The 19,698-nt window shown below is 72.0% G+C and carries 15 protein-coding genes; 8 read left to right on the forward strand and 7 right to left on the reverse strand.

Annotated features, from left to right (window positions below):
- Positions 1 to 6: 6 nt before the first annotated feature.
- A complete protein-coding gene (locus tag ACWEQO_RS31130; protein ID WP_452986033.1) occupies positions 7 to 1,152 on the reverse strand; it encodes a CapA family protein in 1,146 nt (381 codons plus the stop codon).
- Positions 1,153 to 1,391: 239 nt separating this feature from the next.
- On the opposite strand from ACWEQO_RS31130, the gene ACWEQO_RS31135 reads away from it, so the two are divergent.
- From ACWEQO_RS31135 to ACWEQO_RS31145, 3 genes are all read left to right on the forward strand, one after another.
- Complete coding sequence (locus ACWEQO_RS31135; protein WP_361460314.1) at positions 1,392 to 1,937, forward strand: sigma-70 family RNA polymerase sigma factor; 546 nt, start codon at positions 1,392 to 1,394, stop codon at positions 1,935 to 1,937.
- A gap of 135 nt (positions 1,938 to 2,072) precedes the next feature.
- Complete coding sequence (locus ACWEQO_RS31140; protein WP_452986034.1) at positions 2,073 to 2,594, forward strand: hypothetical protein; 522 nt, start codon at positions 2,073 to 2,075, stop codon at positions 2,592 to 2,594.
- 151 nt (positions 2,595 to 2,745) lie between these two features.
- A complete protein-coding gene (locus ACWEQO_RS31145) occupies positions 2,746 to 3,408 on the forward strand; it encodes a zf-HC2 domain-containing protein (protein ID WP_361460290.1) in 663 nt (220 codons plus the stop codon).
- A 91-nt stretch (positions 3,409 to 3,499) separates the two neighbouring features.
- Here the strand turns inward: ACWEQO_RS31145 and ACWEQO_RS31150 are convergent, their stop codons facing one another.
- The gene (locus ACWEQO_RS31150; protein ID WP_361460292.1) at positions 3,500 to 5,638 is read right to left on the reverse strand and encodes a SpoIIE family protein phosphatase; all 2,139 of its coding nucleotides are present in this window, start codon (positions 5,636 to 5,638) and stop codon (positions 3,500 to 3,502) included.
- A 92-nt stretch (positions 5,639 to 5,730) separates the two neighbouring features.
- On the opposite strand from ACWEQO_RS31150, the gene ACWEQO_RS31155 reads away from it, so the two are divergent.
- Both ACWEQO_RS31155 and ACWEQO_RS31160 read left to right on the forward strand, forming a co-directional pair.
- Complete coding sequence (locus tag ACWEQO_RS31155; RefSeq protein ID WP_361460293.1) at positions 5,731 to 7,152, forward strand: lipase maturation factor family protein; 1,422 nt, start codon at positions 5,731 to 5,733, stop codon at positions 7,150 to 7,152.
- Positions 7,153 to 7,418: 266 nt separating this feature from the next.
- Positions 7,419 to 7,829, forward strand: a complete 411-nt coding sequence (locus ACWEQO_RS31160) for a VOC family protein (protein WP_452986035.1) — start codon at positions 7,419 to 7,421, stop codon at positions 7,827 to 7,829.
- An 85-nt stretch (positions 7,830 to 7,914) separates the two neighbouring features.
- On the opposite strand, the gene ACWEQO_RS31165 is transcribed toward ACWEQO_RS31160, so the two are convergent.
- Entirely contained in the window at positions 7,915 to 8,088 is a 174-nt protein-coding gene (locus tag ACWEQO_RS31165; protein WP_202281012.1) for a hypothetical protein, read from the reverse strand.
- A 484-nt stretch (positions 8,089 to 8,572) separates the two neighbouring features.
- Here ACWEQO_RS31165 and ACWEQO_RS31170 point away from each other — a divergent pair, with 484 nt between their 5' ends.
- Complete coding sequence (locus ACWEQO_RS31170; RefSeq protein ID WP_361460297.1) at positions 8,573 to 9,022, forward strand: hypothetical protein; 450 nt, start codon at positions 8,573 to 8,575, stop codon at positions 9,020 to 9,022.
- 14 nt (positions 9,023 to 9,036) lie between these two features.
- Here ACWEQO_RS31170 and ACWEQO_RS31175 read toward each other — a convergent pair whose 3' ends face one another.
- From ACWEQO_RS31175 to ACWEQO_RS31185, 3 genes are all read right to left on the reverse strand, one after another.
- On the reverse strand, positions 9,037 to 10,548 hold the full coding sequence (locus tag ACWEQO_RS31175) for an SDR family NAD(P)-dependent oxidoreductase (RefSeq protein WP_361460299.1): 1,512 nt from the start codon (positions 10,546 to 10,548) through the stop codon (positions 9,037 to 9,039).
- Between the two features lie 111 nt (positions 10,549 to 10,659).
- Positions 10,660 to 12,066, reverse strand: coding sequence for a wax ester/triacylglycerol synthase family O-acyltransferase (locus ACWEQO_RS31180; RefSeq protein ID WP_452986036.1), 1,407 nt, complete (start codon positions 12,064 to 12,066; stop codon positions 10,660 to 10,662).
- A 302-nt stretch (positions 12,067 to 12,368) separates the two neighbouring features.
- Positions 12,369 to 14,996, reverse strand: a complete 2,628-nt coding sequence (locus ACWEQO_RS31185; RefSeq protein ID WP_452986037.1) for a PA14 domain-containing protein — start codon at positions 14,994 to 14,996, stop codon at positions 12,369 to 12,371.
- Positions 14,997 to 15,429: 433 nt separating this feature from the next.
- Here ACWEQO_RS31185 and ACWEQO_RS31190 point away from each other — a divergent pair, with 433 nt between their 5' ends.
- Entirely contained in the window at positions 15,430 to 16,476 is a 1,047-nt protein-coding gene (locus ACWEQO_RS31190) for a DMT family transporter (protein ID WP_452986038.1), read from the forward strand.
- On the opposite strand, the gene ACWEQO_RS31195 is transcribed toward ACWEQO_RS31190, so the two are convergent.
- The gene (locus ACWEQO_RS31195; protein ID WP_452986039.1) at positions 16,466 to 17,734 is read right to left on the reverse strand and encodes a transglycosylase family protein; all 1,269 of its coding nucleotides are present in this window, start codon (positions 17,732 to 17,734) and stop codon (positions 16,466 to 16,468) included. The genes ACWEQO_RS31190 and ACWEQO_RS31195 overlap by 11 nt on opposite strands.
- 408 nt (positions 17,735 to 18,142) lie before the next feature.
- Here ACWEQO_RS31195 and gndA point away from each other — a divergent pair, with 408 nt between their 5' ends.
- A complete protein-coding gene (gndA, locus tag ACWEQO_RS31200; RefSeq protein WP_361460307.1) occupies positions 18,143 to 19,582 on the forward strand; it encodes an NADP-dependent phosphogluconate dehydrogenase in 1,440 nt (479 codons plus the stop codon).
- Positions 19,583 to 19,698: the final 116 nt, after the last annotated feature.

Consider the following 19,698-nt stretch of genomic DNA (forward strand, 5'->3'; position numbering starts at 1 on the left):
GACGGTCTACTCCCCCATGACCAGTCCGTCCTCGGCCGCGCCCCGGCTCAGCACCACGTCACGGATCCGGTCGCGTACGGAGCTGACTTCGGCACCCTTCCGGAGGGCCCGGTCGAGGTTGACCACGCGGCCGGCGTCCACGTCGAAGAGGAGCGGGACGAACTCGGCCTTCGTCACCTCCCAGCGCCCGTCCGGACGCACGGGCGGGGCGAAGGTGAAGCGGCCCAGCGTGGACCGGTTGCCGCGGGGGTCCGGGACACCGCCGGAGCCGGTCGTCCCGCCGGAGATCTGATCGCCCGTCCCGTAGACCACCCAGGTGCCGTTGACCTTCTCGTAGGCCTGCGGGACATGGGTGCGGGTGCCGAGGATCAGGTCGATGTCGGGCCGGTCGCCGGTGCGGGCGGCGGTGAGCGAACGGGCCAGGGCGGTCTGCTGCCCGTCGGGGGCCTCCTGCCACTCGGTGCCCCAGTGCAGGGAGACGACGACCACGTCGGCGCCCGCCCTCCTGGCCGCGCGGGCGTCGGCGAGGATCCCGGCCTCGTCGATCAGGGCGACGGCCCAGGGCCGGTCGGGCGGGAGCGGGAGACCGCCGGTGCCGTAGGTGTAGGCGAGGTGGGCGACCTCGGCCCGGCCCGCGCGCAGCACGGTCGCCGTACGGGCCTCGTGTTCGGAGCGGGCCGTCCCGGCGTGCCGCACGCCCGCGCCGTCGAGGGCGTCGAGAGTGCGCCGGATGCCGTCGACGCCTTCGTCCAGGGCGTGGCCGGAGGCGGTGGAGCAGCCGTCGTAGCCGGTGGCGGCGAGGCCCTGGGCCAGTTCGGGCGGGAATGTGAAACCGGGAGAGCCGCCGTGGCCGCCGTACGCGATCCCCGTGTGGCACAGCGCCAGATCCGCGCCGACGACGACGGAGCGGACCCCGGAGAGCATCGGACGGAAGTCGTGGCCGGCCCCTCCGGCGTCGAAGCGGGCGCGGTCGACGACCGAGTCGTGCGGCAGCACGTCCCCCGAGGCGACCAGGGTGAAGCCGCGGTCCCGCACGGCCGAGGCACCCGGATGGCCGGATTCCGGTGGGTGGTGGTCCCGGGCCTGGCAGGCGGCGCCCGCGGCGAGGACGGCGGTGAGGGCCAGAGCCACCTGTCTACTGCGTGCAATCATCGCTTCACCCCGGTACGGATCTCTTCGCTGTCACGCTCTTCGTTGTTGTATTTACTGACAAACAGGTAAGAATCAACTTCTGGCTCATCACTGTTCCGACACGCTGTTTTAAGCCGTCCGGCGTGCGCGAACGGCCGCCTCGACCGTTCGTCGAACCGTTCGTCGACGCGATCGACCGTCCGCCGCACGCTCCTGCGCGCGCCCTGTCCCCGGAGATCGCCGTGCGCTGCCATACCGCCATGACGGCCGGAATCACACTCACGAACGGGACCACCGCCGAGCACGAACTCGCCGCCCTGCAACGCGAGCACGGCCGGCCCCTCTTCGCACTGCTGCTGAGGCTCTGCGACGGGGACCGGCAGCGTGCCGAGGACCTCGTGCAGGAGACCCTGGTACGGGCCTGGCAGCATCCCGAGGCCCTGCGCGCCGACGACTTCGACTCCGTACGGCCCTGGCTGATGACGGTGGGACGGCGGCTCGCCATCGACGCGCGGCGGGCACGGCAGGCACGGCCCGCCGAGGTGGGCGACGCGGTACTGGAGAACGCGCGGGTGACCTCCGACCACGCCGAGCGGGCCGCGGCGGCGCTCGACGTCCGCAAGGCTGTGAAGACACTCACTCCCGAACACCGTGAAGTCCTGGTGCTGGTGTACTTCCAGGGGGCGAGCGTGGCGGAGGCCGCGGCCGCCCTCGGCATCCCGCCCGGTACCGTGAAGTCCCGCGCGTTCTACGCGCTGCGGGCCCTGCGCCGGGTGCTTCCGGGATACGCCACCGACCTGCGGTGAAACCGACAGCCGGGTCAAACCTTCGTAAAGCGCCTTGCCGACGGCCCCGGTTGAGTAATCGGCTGTCCTCATCCGTGGTGCGGACCGGGAGCCCGGGTCGGGCGACGCGCACGTACCGGAGGAAGGCTGAAGGGGATGCCGCACAGAGGGCAAGAGAGCACCGACGACCTCGGGGACGGTGAACTCACCGTCCCCATGGCCTGGTTGTACGCCGAGTACATCGCCGACGAACTACTGCGCAGCGGCGACCTGATGCCGCCGACGTCCTTCGAGTTCCGGGCCGGCCGGGACGCGCTGGCACTGACCGTCTTCCTGTCCGACGCCGAGGGCGAGCTCTCCGGCATCCGGGTGGTCACCCATCTGGAGACCTGGCTGTCGCTGACCGCGTACGACCAGCCGTGGCAGGAGTGGGTGCAGGGGCGCCTGGCGGACCTGACCGCGGAAAGCCTCGCCGTCGGCCGGAGCACGGTGCGGCCCGATCTGGAACTCGCCCGGTCGGCCTGGCGCTGGCTGCGGGAGACGGAACTGCTCGCGCCGGATCTGAACGCGGTGCCGGGCGGCGGCGCGGGGGCCGGCGAGGACGAGGGGCCGAAGGTGTGGACACCGGCGTGGCAGCTCGGACTGCCGCTCGGGCACCTCGCCATCCACCTTTTCTAGCCTTCCGGTGAATCGGACCAATCCGTGGACCCGAGGGCTCCGAATCCTTTGGTCACGATTCGGTGTGCGGCTTGAGTGAATCGACTGCCTGGTGCGTACCGATGGGAGCAAGGAGTAACCCCACCCATACCCAACGGTACGAGGATTCGGCATGAGGTCCCTGGAACGGCATCGCGACGTCGGGGCGTACGCGCTCGGCGTGCTGGACGAGGCGGAGGCGTTCCGCTTCGAGGACCACCTCATGGAGTGCCCCAGCTGCGCTGCACAGGTGACCGGATTCGGTGCGACGACACGGCAGTTGATGCTGTACCGGCGCTCCACGCCGCCGCTGACGCATCCGATGGCCAGGCCCGGTCCGAGGATGCTGGACCGGTTGCTGTCGCAGGTGACGGCCCGGCGGCGGGCGGAACGCCGGCGGCTGCTGTTCGCGCTGGCCGCCTCGGTGGTGCTCGCGACGACCGCGCCGGTGCTCGCCGTGACGGCGAGCGGCGGTGACCGGCCGCCGCGCGAGAGCATCGCGGCCACCGACGAACGGTCCGGGGTGTGGGCGGAGATCACCACGGAGGACGAGGACTGGGGCAGTCGGCTGGAGCTGAAGGTCAAGGACGGCGCGGGTCCCCGCGTCTGCCGGCTGGTGGTGGTCGGGCAGGACGGTACCGAGGAGACCGTGACCAGCTGGAGCGTGCCCCGCCACGACGCCCGGCCCAACAGCATGACGAGCGGCTCCACCCTGCACTCCGGGCAGATCATGCGCTACGAGCTGCGCTCCTCGGACGGCGAGCACCTGGTGACGTTGACGCCCACCGACCGCTGACGCCCACCGACCGCCGCACCCATCGGCCCCCATCGGCCCCCACCGGCCCCCACCGGCACCCGCCGACACCGGCCGCCCGGGGCCGGACCGGTCAGCGGGAACCGCCTCCCGTGCCGTCCCCGGTGTCGTGGCCGTGGTCCGTGACGGGGGGAGTGTTCACCGCGAACTCGCCCCAGACGCACTTGCCGCCGCCCCGCGCCTCCACGCCCCACAGGTCGGTGAGCGTCTCGACCAGCATCAGGCCCCGCCCGGAGACGCCCGACTCCCCCGCCTCGCGACGGCGCGGCAGGGCGCTGGAGGAGTCCGTGACCTCCACGCGCAGTCTCCGTTCGGCGCCGGTGAGCACCCTGAGGGTGACGACGGCCGCACCCTCGGTGTGCATCAGCACGTTGGTGATCAGCTCGTCGGCGGTCAGTTCGATCTCGTCGGCGCGGTTCCCGGCGCCCCAGGCGCCGGCCCCGGCACGGATCATGCGCCGGGCCTCGGCGAGGGCCTCGGGGTCGCCGGGGGCCACGTGCTGCTGGAGCCGTCCTCCGGAGCGCGGGCTGTCCGGTGGGCGGCGGCGCAGCAGGAGCAGGGCCACGTCGTCGTCACCACCGCGTTCCTCGGCCACGTCGATGAGCCGGTCGGCGAGGTCGCGCACGTCCTCGGGGCCGGTGGCGATGAGCGCGCCGAGCGTCTCGATGCCGTCGTCGAGGTCGGCGCCGGGCTGCTCGACGAGGCCGTCGGTGCACAGCAGCATCACGTCGCCGGGATCGAGCTCCATGGTCCCGACCGGGTACTCGAGCCTGTCGAACTCGGCGGACAGGCCGAGCGGCAGCCCGCCCGCGACGGAGACGCGCCGGCAGGAGCCGTCGGTGCGGCGGACCAGCGGGTCGATGTGGCCGGCCCGGACCACCTGGAGGACACCGGTGGCCAGGTCGGCCTCGGCGTAGAGGCAGGTCGCGGAGCGGTCGGTGTCGAGTTCGTGCAGGAAGACGGAGGCGCGGGCCATCACGGTGGCCGGCGGGTGCCCCTCGGCGGCGTAGGCCCGCAGCACGATGCGCAGCTGGCCCATGACGGCGGCGGCGTGGGTGTCGTGGCCCTGGACGTCGCCGATGACGGCGCCCACCCGGCCGTTGGGCAGGGGGATCAGGTCGTACCAGTCGCCGCCGATGTCCCGGCTCAGAGAGCCTCCGATGCCGGCCGCGCGATAGCGGACGGCGATGTCGGCGCCGGGCACGCTGGGAATGGTGCGGGGCAGCATGGCCTGTTGCAGTCCCTGCGCGAGGTCCATCTCCTGCTCGTAGAACATGGCCCGCTGCAGGCTCTGGGCGATGCTGCTGCACAGGGCGACGAGGATGTTGCGCTCCTCGGGGGTGAAGCCGCGCCGGTCGCTGTAGAGCAGGCCCATGGCGCCGATCGGGCGGGTCTGGACGATGAGCGGCAGGTAGGCGGCCGAGGTGATGTGCAGGTCGGTGAGGTGCGGCCACAGCACCGGGTAGCGTTCGGCGAACTCCTCCGGCGACTCGATGAAGCGCGGGCTGAGCGTCCGTACCGCCTCGCTCATCGGGTACTGCTCGTCGATCCGGGTGACGCGGGTACCCGGGACGAAGCTGTCGGCGGGGCCCTCGGCGACCAGCCGGATGCGGCCGGCCTCCACCAGGCCCATGACGAGACTGGCGGCGCCCAGATGGGTGAGGCCGTGGGTGTCCTTGAGGGCGTCGATGACGTCCTGCACGGTGCGGGCGTGGGCGAGTGCGGCCGTGGTGAGCTGGACGATGTTGGTCTGCTCGCGCAGGGCGTCCTCCTGGGTGACCCGCTGCTGCCTCACCTCGCTGGCGCCGAGCTCCTGGGTGGCGTCCCGGACGATGCCGATGATGCGGACGGGCCGGCCGGTGCCGTCCCGGAGGATGTAGCCGTGGGTGTGGGTCCAGCGCAGGGTGCCGTCACGGCGGCGGACCCGGAAGTAGACGCCGTAGTTCTCGCTGCCGTCCTTCATTGCCTGCGAGATGGCGGTGTCCAGGCGGGCGGTCTCCGCGGTCGGCACCCGTGGCGTCAGTGACTCGGGCCGGCCGTCGAATTCGTCGGCGCGCAGGTCGAAGAGGTCTCGGGCCTGAGCGTCCATCTGAAGCATCCCGGTGTCCAGGTCCAAGTCGAAACTGCCCATGCGGTTGAGCGCCAGGATCGGATCCGGGTGGTCCGGCCAGTCGTCCGGGAGTGACAGGGCGCTCGCTCCCCGATCAGCCATGAAAGTAACTTTGTCAGGATTCACCGGATTATTCGACCGCTACGGGCCCCGGGGCGGGCGGCGGGACAATGAGGGGGAAGGAGCGCACGGCCGTGGAGTGGTTCACCGCATCCGAGTACTGGCTGAGCCGGCTGGTCTTCCAGCGGGCACTGGCCGGCCTGTACCTGGTCGCGTTCCTGACGGCGGCGCTGCAGTTCCGTGCGCTGACCGGGACACGCGGCATGCTGCCGGTGCCCCGGTACGTGGAGCGGGTGCCGTTCCGGCGGTCGCCGAGCCTGTTCCACCTGTACTACTCGGACCGCTTCTTCGCGCTCTGCGCGTGGGCGGGCTGCGCGGTGTCGGCGGTGCTGCTCGCGGGGCTGGACTCCCGGCTTCCGCTGTGGGGCGGGATGCTGCTGTGGCTGGTGCCGTGGGCGCTGTACCTGTCGATCGTGAACGTGGGGCAGACCTGGTACGCGTTCGGCTGGGAGTCGCTGCTGCTCGAGGTCGGGTTCCTCGCCGTGTTCCTCGGCAACGACGAGGTGGCCCCGCCGGTCGTCGTGCTGTTCCTGCTGCGGTGGATCCTGTTCCGGGTCGAGTTCGGCGCCGGGCTGATCAAGATGCGCGGCGACGCGTGCTGGCGGAAGCTGACCTGTCTGTACCACCACCACGAGACCCAGCCGATGCCGGGGCCGCTGAGCTGGTTCTTCCACCATCTGCCGAAGCCGCTGCACCGGGCCGAGGCGGCCGCGAACCACGTCACCCAACTCGTCGTGCCGTTCCTGTTGTTCACCCCCCAGCCGATCGCCACGGTTGCCGCCGCGCTGATGATCGTCACACAGCTGTGGCTGGTGCTGTCGGGCAACTTCTCCTGGCTGAACTGGATCACGATCGTGCTGGCCCTGTCCGCGGTCGCGTTCCCCTCCGAGCCGCCGGACACGGCCAGCGCCCCGCTGTGGTACGTGGTCGTCGTCCTCGCGGTCTCCGCGCTGCTGCTCTGCCTCGGTTACCAGCCGGCGCGCAACATGCTCTCCCGCCGCCAGGTGATGAACCGCTCGTTCGACCCGCTCCACCTGGTCAACACCTACGGGGCGTTCGGCAGCGTCAGCCGGATCCGGTACGAGGTGGTGGTCGAGGGCACCGCCGACGAGGCGCCCCGGGCGGACTCGGACTGGCGGGAGTACGAGTTCCGGGGCAAGCCGGGCGACCCCCGGCGCTGGCCGCGCCAGTTCGCGCCGTACCATCTGCGGCTCGACTGGCTGATGTGGTTCGCCGCGCTGTCGCCGTCCTACGCCGGGCCGTGGTTCGGCGCGCTGGTGGAACGGCTGCTGGAGGACGACCGGGACACGCTGCGGCTGCTGCGCCGCTCCCCCTTCCCGCCCGGCGCGCCGCCCCGGTACGTGCGCGCCCGGCTCTTCCGGTACCGCTACACGTCCTGGCGGGAGCTGCGGGAGACGGGGGCGTGCTGGGAGCGGACGTATGTGCGCGAGTACCTGCCGCCGACCCGGCTGGCACGGGCTTCGGGGACACCCTGAGAGAGTGCTCCGGCCGTCCGGGTGTTGCGGTGCTCGGCGGCGTGCGCCTATCGTCGGCCGGGTGACTGCCGGGTCGGCCTTGGGCCACACACGAAAGACGCTCCCGGCCTCGTCGTGATCCGGGCGGGGCTGTCCCCGCTCACGCCCGGCCGAGGGCAGGGCGCCGCCCGCGCCCCGCCCCCTCTCCGTGTTCTCTTCCGTTCCTCCCCCTTCCCGCCGCATCTCGTGGCATCCCGACGGAAATCGACATCGGAGACGCACCGACCATGTCCGACGCACCCGAATCCCGCACCGCAGCAGTCCAGTTGAACCACACCGCCGTGTACGCCCGGGACCGCCGGCTCTCGGCGGAGTTCCTCGCCGCGATACTGGGGCTGGAGGTCGGCGCCCCGTTCGGGCCGTTCCTCCCCGTGGACCTGGGCAACGGCGTGACGCTCGACTACTACGAACTGCGGGACCAGCCCATCCAGTCGCAGCACTACGCGTTCCTCGTGCCCGAGGAGCGGTTCGACACGATGATCGACCGCCTCGAGGCGGTCGGGGTCACCTACTATGCCGACCCGAACCACACCGAACCCGGCAGGGTCAACCATCTCTTCGGCGGCCGCGGCGCCTACTTCGAGGACCCGGACGGCCACAACCTGGAGATCCTGACCAGGCCCTACGTCCGGCCCTGACACCACCTGTCCCGGGCGTCCTCCTCGGAGGCGCCCGGGACCGGACACAGGTCTCCCCCGCGGCGCCGCGGTGCCGGAGTGAGGGTCAGTCGACGCTGGGCAGGATGTGGGGCTCGGCGAGGTCGTCCTCGTAGCCCGCCAGGCGGATCGGGGCCGACCGGGCCCACACGTCGAGACTGCAGAGCTGACCGGCCGGGCGGCCCGCCCGCTCGGGGCGTTCCTTGGTCGGCTGATCGCTGGTCGTCTTCTCCGGTGTCACCGCGCACTCCTTATGTGTCGGTCACCCTCGGGACGTTTCGCGCCGGTCCTGCCGCGCCCGCGTCGTACGTCCGCTCGGGCATGAGTCGAAAGCCGTTCGGACGCGGTGGCGCCGTTAACTCGTAGGAGAGCAGGCCGTTGTGAAGCGGCGTGTCCCATGACGGACCTGTGGGTGTGGGTAGGACCCTTTACGGCTGCCCGTCCGACTCAGATTAACCAAATGAGCGGCCCCCTGCTCGATGGGGCTCGAAATTCGCGGCGCCGATCGCCCGTCGGACTGCGCCCGATGAGCCCTTACGACCTCTTTTCCCGCCATCCGTGCCGATACGGCCGGTCACTCGATCGGACTATGCGGCTGTCCATGTGGTCGAGTGTTCGAGAAAGTTGCATGGCCATGACGTAATTCAAGTCCCGTTGGCCGGTACGCAAGCTCCTCATGCTGTGCTGCCGTACGGCAAACGGCTGTCTTCCAGGAGGACCGGCGCATGGAGCTGCGCAGTGTCGAGGAGCTGATGGACCTGCTGTACGCCTGCCGGGCCGCCCGGGACGCCCCGGTCCCCGGCGGCGCCCCGGGCGACACGTACGAGCACGCCCTGCGGACCGCCGCGCTGCTGCGCCGGGGGCGCCCTGCCGACAAGGAGCTCCAGGTGGCGGGCCTGGTACGGCCGATCGGACGGCTGTTGCGGCCGGGGGAGCCGGACACCCGGGCGGACCGGGCCGCGGACGCGGTGCGCGCGCTGCTCGGTGAGCGGGTCGCCGACCTGGTCCGCTGCCGGCCGCGGCCCGGTCTTCCGCCGGAGGACGACCTCCTCGCCCTGCGCGCGGCGGACGAGGAGGCACGCACCGCCTGTTTCGACGCCGGGGTCCTGGAGGACTGGCGCACCGTGCTGGAACTGCTGGCGGCGCGCAACTCCCGGCTGGGAGCGATGGACTGACGTCGCCTCGGCCGTCACCACCTGCCGGGTGCGTAGTCCTTGAGGAAGACGCCGTACAGGTCCTCGCCCGCCTCACCGCGCACGATGGGGTCGTAGACGCGGGCCGCGCCGTCCACCAGGTCCAGGGGGGCGTGGAAGCCGGCGTCGGCGAGGCGGATCTTGTCCGGGTGGGGGCGCTCGTCGGTGATCCAGCCGGTGTCGACGGCCGTCATCAGGATGCGGTCGTTGTCGAACATCTCCTGGGCGCTGGTGCGCGTGAGCATGTTCAGGGCCGCCTTGGCCATGTTGGTGTGCGGATGGCCCGCGCCCTTGTAGCCGCGGTCGAAGACGCCCTCCATGGCGGAGACGTTCACGATGTACGTCCGCTTCGCCGCCGCGGCCGCCATCGCCGGGCGCAGCCTGCTGATGAGCAGGAACGGCGCCGTGGAGTTGCAGAGCTGGACCTCGAGCAGCTCGACCGGTGAGACCTCCTCGACCGTCTGCACCCAGCTGTTGGTGTCGTGCAGGTCCGGGACCAGTCCGCCGGCGTCGATCGCGGTGCCCGCCGCGATGCGCTCCAGGGAGGCCGAGCCGGAGACCAGGGCCAGGCCCGTGACGTCCTGTGCGGTGAGCGCGCCGGAGCCCGCTACGGGCAGCTCGGCCACCGCGCCGGAGCCGAAGCCCCCGATCACCTCGGCGGCGGGCAGTTCGCCGGCGGGCAGCGGCGCGGACTCGGCGGCGACCAGCTCGCTGTAGGCCTGCGGGGAGCGCCGTACGGTCTGCGCGGCGTTGTTGATCAGGATGTCCAGCGGGCCGGCGGCGGCCACCGAGTCGGCCAGCGCAACGACCTGGGCCGGGTCCCGCAGGTCGATGCCGACGATCTTCAGCCGGTCGATCCACTCGTCGCTGTCGGGCTGGGCCTTGAAGCGGCGGATCGCGTCGTTCGGGAAGCGGGTCGTGATCGTGGTGTGGGCGCCGTCACGCAGCAGCCGCAGCGCGATGTACATGCCGATCTTGGCCCGGCCGCCGGTGAGCAGCGCGCGCTTGCCGGTGAGGTCGGTCCGGGCGTCGCGCCGGGCCCGGTTCTCGGCGGCGCACTTCTGGCAGAGCTGGTGGTAGAAGTAGTCGACCTCGACGTACCGCTGCTTGCAGATGTAGCAGGAGCGGGGGCGCTGGAGTATCCCCGCGATCTGGCCCTCCTCGGTACGGGAGGAGGGCAGGATGCCTTCCGTCTCGTCGTCGATGCGCTCGGCGGACCCGGTGGCGGTGGCCTCGGTGACCGCCTTGTCGTGGGCCGTCTTGGCGGCCCGGCGCTCCTGGCGACGGCGCTGCTTGACCGTGCGGTAGATGTGCGAGGTGGCGCGGCGGACCTTGATCGCGTCCGGGTGGTCGACGTCCAGTGTGTCGAGTTCCGCGAGCACGTCGAGGCACAGGGCCAGCCGCTCCGGGTCGATGCCGGGCCCGTGCGCCACGGCGTCCCCGTGTGCCACGGCCTCCCCGTGTGCCACCGCGTCCGTGGCCCGCAGGCCGTCCTCTGTCACCGTCATCGCCGTCGCCGTTCCTGGTCTGCTGTGGCGGCGCTCCGGTCGCGCCCGCTGCCGAACGGGGGATTTTACGGAGCGCCGGGCCGCAGCACCAAACCCGCGGCGGGCGACGGGTCAGGGATCACATGCGGAGATGAGCGTCGCCACCTCCTCGGAGAGGGCCCCGGCGAGCCGGTCGAGGTCGGGGACGGCGGCGCCGTCGGCGACCAGCCCGTAGTGGACGCGGCCGCGGTAGGTGGAGACGGCGACCGCGAGGGAGTGCCCGGGGGCGAGCGGCGCGAGGGGGAAGACCGCGCCCAGCGGGTCGCCGCCGAGCCGCAGGCCGAAGCCGGGCAGCGGCACGCTGGTGACCAGCACGTCGAACCAGAGCCGGGCCGCCTGGCCGACCAGGGGGCCGCCGAGCCGGTGGCCGAGCGGTGGCACGTGGTCGGCGAGCAGGGCGACGGCGCCCGCGCCCCGGTTCGGGCCCGCGTCCTTGTTGCGGTCCATGGCGGTGCGCACCAGGGCCAGGCGGTCGAGCGGTTCCGCCTCGTCGACCGGCAGGCGGATCAGATAGCCGGAGAGCCGGTTGCCCTGGGGGTGCGCGGTGCGCGGGCGGCGCCGGGAGACGGGGACGAGGGCGCGCGGGGCGACGCCCTCGCTGCCGGCGCCGCGCTCGTCGAGCCAGCGGCGCAGGGCGCCGGCGACGACCGCGATCAGCACGTCGTTGACGGTGCCGCCGGCACTCTTGCGGATCCGGTGCACGTCGTCGAGGTCGAGGACCGCTCCGGCGGTGCGGCGGGTGCCGCTGGGCTCGCAGGCGAGCGCGGGCGAGGAGCGCACGTCGAGGGTGGAGCGGGCCACCGAGGCGCCGATGTCCAGGGCCCGGCCCGCGTCGGACAGGAGGTTCCGGAGGAGGGCGGGCACCTCGCGCACGTCCGGGAACAGTCCGCGCGACGGCTCGGCCGGGCGGGGCCGCGGGGTGGGCAGGTCCATCGGGTCCATCAGGGCCGCGGCGAGGGTGAGGGCCCGCAGCCCGTCGGCGAGGGCGTGGTGGAACTTGAACAGGACGGCGAAGGAGACGCCGTCCTCCCCCGGCAGCACATGGGCCTCCCAGGGCGGCCGGGTGCGCTCCAGGGGCCGTTCCATGAGCCGGCCCGCCGCCGAGTGGAAGTCGGCGGTCGGGGCGTGCAGCCTGACGTGGTTCTGGGGATCGAAGCCGGGGTCGGTCTCCCGCTCGGCGCCGCCGAAGGCGAGCGGCCGGCGCAGGGCGGAGACGAGCGGCCGGCGCAGGGCCGGGTCCACGGGGCGGTGCAGAGCCGGGAACGGGGGGCGCGAGGACAGCGGTTGCCACACGTCGCGGATGCGCATCCGCAGTCCGGGCACGGCGGCGGCCCGGGAGGCGAGCAGATCCGCCGCGTGGGCGCCGGAGGCGGGCGAACGGGCCGAGAAGACCCCGAGGGCCGCGAGGTGCATGGGGTGATCGGCGGACTCGATGTTCCAGAACGCCAGGTCGAGAGGAGCGAGTGGGTCTGCGTTCAAGGCGTGCCTCGCATGACGACGGGATGGATCAGCAGTACACCGCCCCTGACTGATTACGGTCAAGTACGATCCCGCCACACACAGTTAACATCAGATTACGTCTCCGCCCCTCCCGTCGGTACGACGAAAGGGGCGGACTTCACCGGGCGGACGGGCTCACGGCCGTGCGGTCGGAACCGTCCGAAACGGCGTCAGAAGTGGTCCTCGGTAAGACGATCGGGTCATCGCCCGGAGGGAAGACCCGGGACGAGACCCCGGGGGCGAACGCCACCCGGACGGGTGCGGGCCGCCGGAGGAAGTCCTCACCGCGTCGCGTCCTGGGCCGGGCACCCCGCGGGTCGCGCCCGGGACGCGTCCCGGATCAGGGCGTCATGGCCGGCCTTCACCCGGGCGACGTCCGGCTTCAGCACGCGCCGGTCGTAGGTGAGCAGGCCGTTCAGTTCGCCCTCCACGTCCGAGATCTGCGTGTACACGGCGCCGTTGCTGCCCCGGCAGACCAGGGCCCGTACCTCGTCGAGCTTGGTGAGGTAGTCGTCGGTGTAGGTCTCCGGGTCGACGTCGACGTACGACTGCTGCACCGACCAGGCGTGACCGGGCACCGCCAGGCCGAGGCCGCCGTACTCGCCGGTGACCAGGGCGCGCCGCCCGTCCGGGCGGGGCGGGAGCGCCGGGCTGGGATAGCCGTGCTCGTCCATGATGTCGCCGGCGTTGCCGTCGGCGCCGAGGTTGAGCCCCGACTGGTTGTTGACCAGGCGCGACGGGTCCCAGGCCTTGGCCTGCTCGGCGACGCGGCCGACGTCGTACTGGCCCCAGCCCTCGTTGAAGGTGACCCACATGACGATCGACGGGCTGCTGATGTGCTCGTCGATCATCTGCTTCATCTCGCGCTCGTAGCGGGCGCGGGCGGTCCCGTCGGGATTCACCCCGGCCCTCATGGAGGGCATGTCCTGCCACACCATCAGCCCCAGCCGGTCGGCCCAGTGGAACCAGCGGTCCGGCTCGACCTTGATGTGCTTGCGCACCGAGTTGAACCCGAGCTCCTTGTGCACGCGCAGGTCGTACGCGAGGGCCTCGTCGGTGGGCGCGGTGTGCAGGCCGTCCGGCCAGAAGCCCTGGTCGAGGGTGGCCATCAGGAAGACGGGTTCGCCGTTGAGGACCGTGCGCGGCACTCCGTCGACCTCCTCGACGGCGATGGAGCGCATCCCGAAGTAGCTGTCGACCCGGTCGGCGCCGACGGTCACCTCCAGGTCGTACAGGAACGGGTCGTCCGGCGACCACAGGTGCGGGTTCTCGATCTTCAGGGTCAGCGGCTTCCCGGTGCGACCGGTCGCCGTGGCGACCCTGCGCCGTCCGTCGTACGCGGTCGCCCTGACCGGCAGGCCGTCGCGGACGCCCTTCGCCTCCACGGTGAGCCGCTCGCCGGGCACGTCCGGGACCAGCTTGAGGGAGTCGACGTGGTCCCGGGCCACCGGCTCCATCCAGACCGTCTGCCAGATGCCCGAACTGGGCGTGTACCAGATGCCGCTGGGGTCCAAGCGCTGCTTGCCGAGCGGCGGGTTCTCGCCGTTCGCGGCGTCGGTGGGGTCGTACACGCCGACGATGAGCTCCTGGGTGCGGCCGGGCTTCAGCGCGTCGGTGATGTCGGCGCTGAACTTGTCGTACCCGCCCTCGTGGGTGGCGACCTTCGTGCCGTTGACGTACACCTCGGACCGCCAGTCGACGGCGCCGAAGTTCAGCCGCAGCCGCTTGCCGGAGCCGATGCGCCAGTCCTGGGGGACGGTGAAGGTGCGGCGGTACCACATGCGGTCCTCGTGCCGCTGGATGCCGGAGAGCTGGGACTCCACCGGGTACGGGACGAGGATGCGCTCCTTCAGGGTCTTCCCGACGGGCGGCCGCTCCCCCTCCTCGGCGGCCGCGAACTGCCACTGCCCGTTGAGGTTGCGCCACTGCTCCCGGGTGAGCTGGGGGCGCGGGTACTCGGGGAGGGCGTTGTCCGGGCCCACCTCGTCGGCCCACTCGGTGCTCAGTTCGTGGGTGGAGCGGTTGGGCCCGCTGCTCATGAACGCGTCCACGGGGTCGCCGCCCGTGGTGGTCAGCCCGCCTTGGCCGTCGTAACGGACGTCGGCGGTGCCGCGGGCGGTGCCCGTCTTGTTGCCGACGACGGGTTCGGCGAGCGTGACGAGCAGGGCCTTGGGGTCGGCCGGGTCCGGCTCGGCCTTCGTCAGCGGCCACTTCGCACCGCCGATGACCGCGTTGACGTGCTCGGTGAGACCGGCCGGGGGCGCGGCGAGCGGACGCGGGAAGTCGAGTTTCAGGGTGCGCCCGGAGCCGAGGACGGTGGCCGCGAGGGCTCCGTCGTAGTCGAAGCCGTCCGGCAGGCGGAACGCCGACTGCGGTACGGGCTTCTTGGTGCCGCCTGGCTCGGTCCAGCGCAGGTGGAAGTTGGAGCCGCCGTAGTGCTCGAAGTACTCGACCTTGATGTCGTGGGCCTTGCCGGCGGTCAGCTCGATCGGCTCGGCACTCTGTTCGCGGTCCCAGTCGTCGACCCAGTGGTCGATGGCGAGCCGGCCGTCGATCCACAGCCGGAAGCCGTTGTCGCCGATGATCGAGAAGGTGTGCGCGCCGGTCTTCTCCGGCACGATCTTCCCGGTCCAGCGGACGCTGACGTGGTCCGACCGGCCCGTGGTGAAGTTCAGCCGCGGCTCCAGGTTGTCGAAGTCGAGGTGCGGATCGAAGGCGGTGGCCTTGAGCTCGTGGAAGTCGAAGGTGCCGGGGGCGGAGTGCGTGTAGTACTCGCCCTTCAGCCCGCGGATGTCCACCGGATCGTCCTCGGCCGCGGTCGCGGTCTGGCCGGTCGCGGTGAGCCCCGCGAGTCCCAGTGCGGCGGCCAGGAAGAGTGCGAAACGGTTCCTGAGTCGTCTGATGCGCACGGATCCTCCGTCTGTGAGGAAGGTGACGGCTCTCTGCTCGGTGCTCGGTTGCGCGGTACTCGGTTGCGCAGTACTCGGTTGCGCGGTGCGTGTTCTGTTCTGTGCGTTGCACTCGCCTGTACAACGTTGTCATGAACAGCAGTTGGCATAACAACACGGATTCCGTCATCCGTCCAGGGACATGACAAAGATCCGCCGGGGTCCACGAGGCGCGACGGCGCCATGCCCCTGCGGGAGACCCTCAGGGGACCTCCGCCCTGCGGCACCCACCCAGGGGATGACGGGGCCGTCCGCGTACTCCGTCAGCAGTAGGACACATGGAGTGCTCAGGGACGACGACGGGAACAACGGGACACGGCATCGTGTTCATCATGAAAGCCGACCGATCGCCGCGCCGGGCCGAGTGCCCCGGCCTCACGCGGAGGAGCCGCTGATGAGCGCCCTCGCGTTGTCCGTGCTGCTGTCGTTCGTCTCCGCCGTGGCGTACGCGGGCGGAGCGATCGTGCAGGAGCGGGTCGCGGTGTCCTCGCCCGGCGGGCAGTACGCGCCGCTGCGCCGGCCGGGCTGGTGGGCGGCGGTCGCGCTCAACGGCCTCGGCGCACTGCTGCACGTGGTGGCGCTCGCCTACGGCCCGTTGAGCCTCGTCCAGCCCCTGGGCGCGCTGACCATCGTGTTCGCGCTGCCCATGGCCGCGCTGTTCGTCGGCCGCAGGGCGGGCGCCACGGCGTGGCGCGGCGCCCTCATGGCGACCGTCGGTCTCGCCGGTCTGCTGTCCCTGGTCGCCTCGTCCGACGCCCAGTCCCTCGACGGCGTCCAACGGGCGGTGGCGGTGTCGGCCACGACCGCCGCGGTCGGCGCCCTGATGGCGGCGGCCCGGGCGGCGCGCCGGCATCCCGCCGTGCGCGGCATCCTCCTCGCCGTCGCCTCCGGTGTGGCCTTCGGCATGTCCTCCGTCTTCACGAAGGACGTGGCCGTGGGCTGGACCGACGGCCTCTCGGTGACGGACGTGCCGTCCCTCGCGGTGATCGGCGTGTTCGCCACGGCCGGGCTGCTGCTGTCCCAGGCCTCCTACCGGGGCGCCGGCCTCGCGGCTCCGCTGGCCACGTTGACGGTGGTGAACCCGATGGTGGCGGCCGCTGTCGGCATCACGATGTTCGGCGAGACCTTCCGCTACGGCTCGACGGGCACGGCGCTCGCGCTGAGCTGCGGCGTGGTGGCGGCCGGCGGTCTGATCCTGCTGACGACGGAACGGTCGGCACGCGAGCAGCGCAGGCCGACCGAACTCACCCGGAACGTACGGGTACCGGCCCCGGCCCCCGTACCGGCCGCCGTGGGCACCGCCCCGGAGGCCGGAGGGCCCCCGGTCGCGGTCGTCGAGCCGGACCCGCCCCTGACACTGGTCGCCTACGCGCCCTTCCACGGCGGCCCGTACGTGCCGCTGCCCCTGCAGGACCGGCACCGTACGCGGGTCACATCCTGACGCCGCCCGCCCTCAGGTAGGTGACGGGGTCGATGTCCGACCCGAAACCGGGCCCCGTCCGCACTTCGAAGTGCAGATGCGGGCCCGAGCTGTTGCCCGTCGAGCCGGAACGGCCGATGCCCTGGCCCGCGGCGACCGACTGGCCGCTGCGCACGGAGATCGCCGACAGGTGGGCGTACTGGCTGTAGCGGCCGTCGGCGTGCCGGACCACCACCTGGTAGCCGAACGAGCCCTCCCAACCGGCGCTGACCACGCTGCCCGCCGCGACCGACTTCACGGGCGTGCCGGTGGGCACGGGGAAGTCGACACCGGTGTGGTAGCCCTTCGACCAGGAGGAACCCGCCTTGTGGTACGGCGTGCCCAGCGGGGCGCCGACCGGCGCCACCCGGGTGGCACCGGACTGGGTGGCGCGGTCGGCCCGTCCCTCGGTGCGCTGCGCGGGCGCCTTCTTCTCGGCGGTCTTCTTCTCGGCGGCCTTGCTCTTCGCGGCCCTGCTCTTCGCGGCCTTCTGCTCGGACGACTTGGACGAGCCGGAGGGCTTGGAGGACTTGGAGGACTCGGAGGACTTGGCCGGTCCGCTCTGCCCGGACCGCTTGGACGCCTTCCCGTCGGGCAGGGTGAGGCGCTGGCCGGGCAGGATCAGGTCGGGGTCGGTGCCGATGGTCGCGCCGTTCGCCTCGTACAGCCCGCGCCAGCCGCCCCGGACCCGCTCCTCCGCCGCGATGCCGGACAGGGTGTCGCCGTGGACCACGGTGTACATCTCGGCGCGGCCCGCCCGGGACTGGGGCGTGTGCTGCGGCTTGACCTCCTCGACCGTGGAGCGACCGGTCCCCTTCCGCTCGGTCCGGTCGGCGGCCGGCCGGATGTCGGGGGTGTCGCCGCCCCGGGTCAGTCCGGCCCGCTGGGAACAGACCGGCCAGGCACCGGGGCCCTGGCCGTCGAGCACCTTCTCGGCGACGGCGATCTGCTGGTCCTTGGTGGCCAGATCCGCGCGCGGCGCGTACCGGGTGCCGCCGAAGGCCTCCCAGGTGGACTGGGTGAACTGGAGCCCGCCGTAGTAGCCGTTGCCGGTGTTGATGTCCCAGTCGTCGCTGGACTCGCAGGCGGCGACCCTGTCCCAGGTCTCCACGTCGGCCGCCTGGGCCACGCCGGTGCCCAGCAGGGGCAGCGCCACCCCTGCCCCGCCCGCGGTGACGGTGAGCGAGGCGCGGTTGATTCGGTTCGGCTGATACCGGCGGTGCCGGCCGCGAACGGCCATGGAGTCCCCCTCGACATTGCGTCAGGAGGGGCAAAAGTAAGCGCTGCGAACTGACGGTGACAAGACGGCTATCAGCCGTGCGGACGCGCCAAGTGGCCGGTACCTTTCGCCCGTTGCGCCCCGGTTGCCGCCGTCGTACGGCCCGCTCGCACAAAGGCGCGGGCGTGCGCCGAACACGTGTGTGCGCGCCGTACGGGTCCGGATGAGTACGGAAGGGGGTCCCGCCCGTATGTGGCTGCGGGGTGTCGTGGGACCCGCGTGTGCGGGCGGGGTAGCGGCACGTCAGGATGGTCGCGACGGTCAGAATGGTCGACGGCGGGGCCGACGGGCGCCGACCGGCGGCACAGGAAGCCCGGCAGCACCACCGACCCCCGGCAGTACCGATACCAAGGTCACTAGGAGCCACCAATGAGCAGTTCAGCGCAGATCGGCGTCACGGGACTCGCGGTCATGGGCCGCAACCTCGCACGCAACTTCGCCCGCAACGGCTACACGGTCGCGGTGCACAACCGGACGTCGGCGCGCACGCATGCGCTGGTGGAGGAGTTCGGGCACGAGGGCAGTTTCGTGGCGGCCGAGACGGCGAAGGAGTTCGTGGCGGCGCTGGAGCGTCCGCGGCGGCTGGTCGTCATGGTGAAGGCCGGTGAGCCGACGGACGCCGTGATCGAGGAGTTCGCCCCGCTGCTGGAGCCCGGTGACATGATCATCGACGGTGGCAACGCCCACTTCGCCGACACCCGCCGCCGGGAGAAGGCACTGCGCGAGCAGGGCATCCACTTCGTCGGCATGGGCGTCTCCGGCGGTGAGGAGGGCGCGCTGCACGGGCCGAGCATCATGCCGGGCGGGCCGAGGGAGTCGTACGACTCCCTCGGCCCGATGCTGGAGAAGATCTCCGCCAAGGCGGCCGACGGCACGCCCTGCGTGTCGCACGTGGGTCCGGACGGTGCCGGGCACTTCGTGAAGATGGTGCACAACGGCATCGAGTACGCCGACATGCAGCTGATCGGTGAGGCGTACCAGTTGCTGCGCGATGTCGCCGGGTACACGCCCGCGCAGATCGCGGACATCTTCCGCACCTGGAACACCGGTCGGCTGGACTCGTACCTGATCGAGATCACCGCCGAGGTGCTCTCCCACGTGGACGCCGCCACGGGCAAGCCGTTCGTCGACGTGGTGGTCGACCAGGCGGAGCAGAAGGGCACGGGACGCTGGACCGTGCAGATCGCGCTCGACCTGGGCGTGCCGGTGTCAGGCATCGCGGAGGCGGTGTTCGCGCGCTCGCTGTCCGGTCACGCGGCGCTGCGGGAGGCCTCGCGGGGCCTCGCCGGACCGAAGGCCGCGCCGCTCGGCGAGGCGGAGGCGGCGGCGTTCGCGGACCGGGTGGAGCAGGCGCTGTACGCGTCGAAGATCGTGTCGTACACGCAGGGCTTCCACGAGATCGCCGCGGGCAGCGAGGAGTACGGCTGGGACATCGACCTCGGCGCGGTCTCCGCGCTCTGGCGCGGCGGCTGCATCATCCGGGCGGCCTTCCTGGACCGCATCCGCGCCGCCTACGACGCCCGCGCCGACCTGCCGAGCCTGCTGTCCGACGAGACGTTCGCCCGGGAGATCGCGGACGCGCAGGACGACTGGCGCGAGGTGCTGATCGCCGCGACCCGCCAGGGCGTGCCGACCCCCGGCTTCGCCGCGGCCCTCGCCTACTACGACGCCCTGCGCGCGGAGCGCCTGCCGGCCGCGCTCACCCAGGGGCAGCGCGACTACTTCGGCGCGCACACCTACCGGCGCACGGACCGCGACGGCTCGTTCCACACGCTGTGGGGCGGCGACCGCTCGGAGGTCTCCGCGTAAGCGGAAGACAGCGAGCGGGCGCCCACGCGGGCCGGGTGGTGCGTTGGCTGCGTGTGCTGCGCGATGACCTGTGCACCGCGCGGGCGGACCCGCTGCCGCCGTTCAAGTGGCTGCGT

Source organism: Streptomyces sp. NPDC004051 (assembly GCF_053604275.1).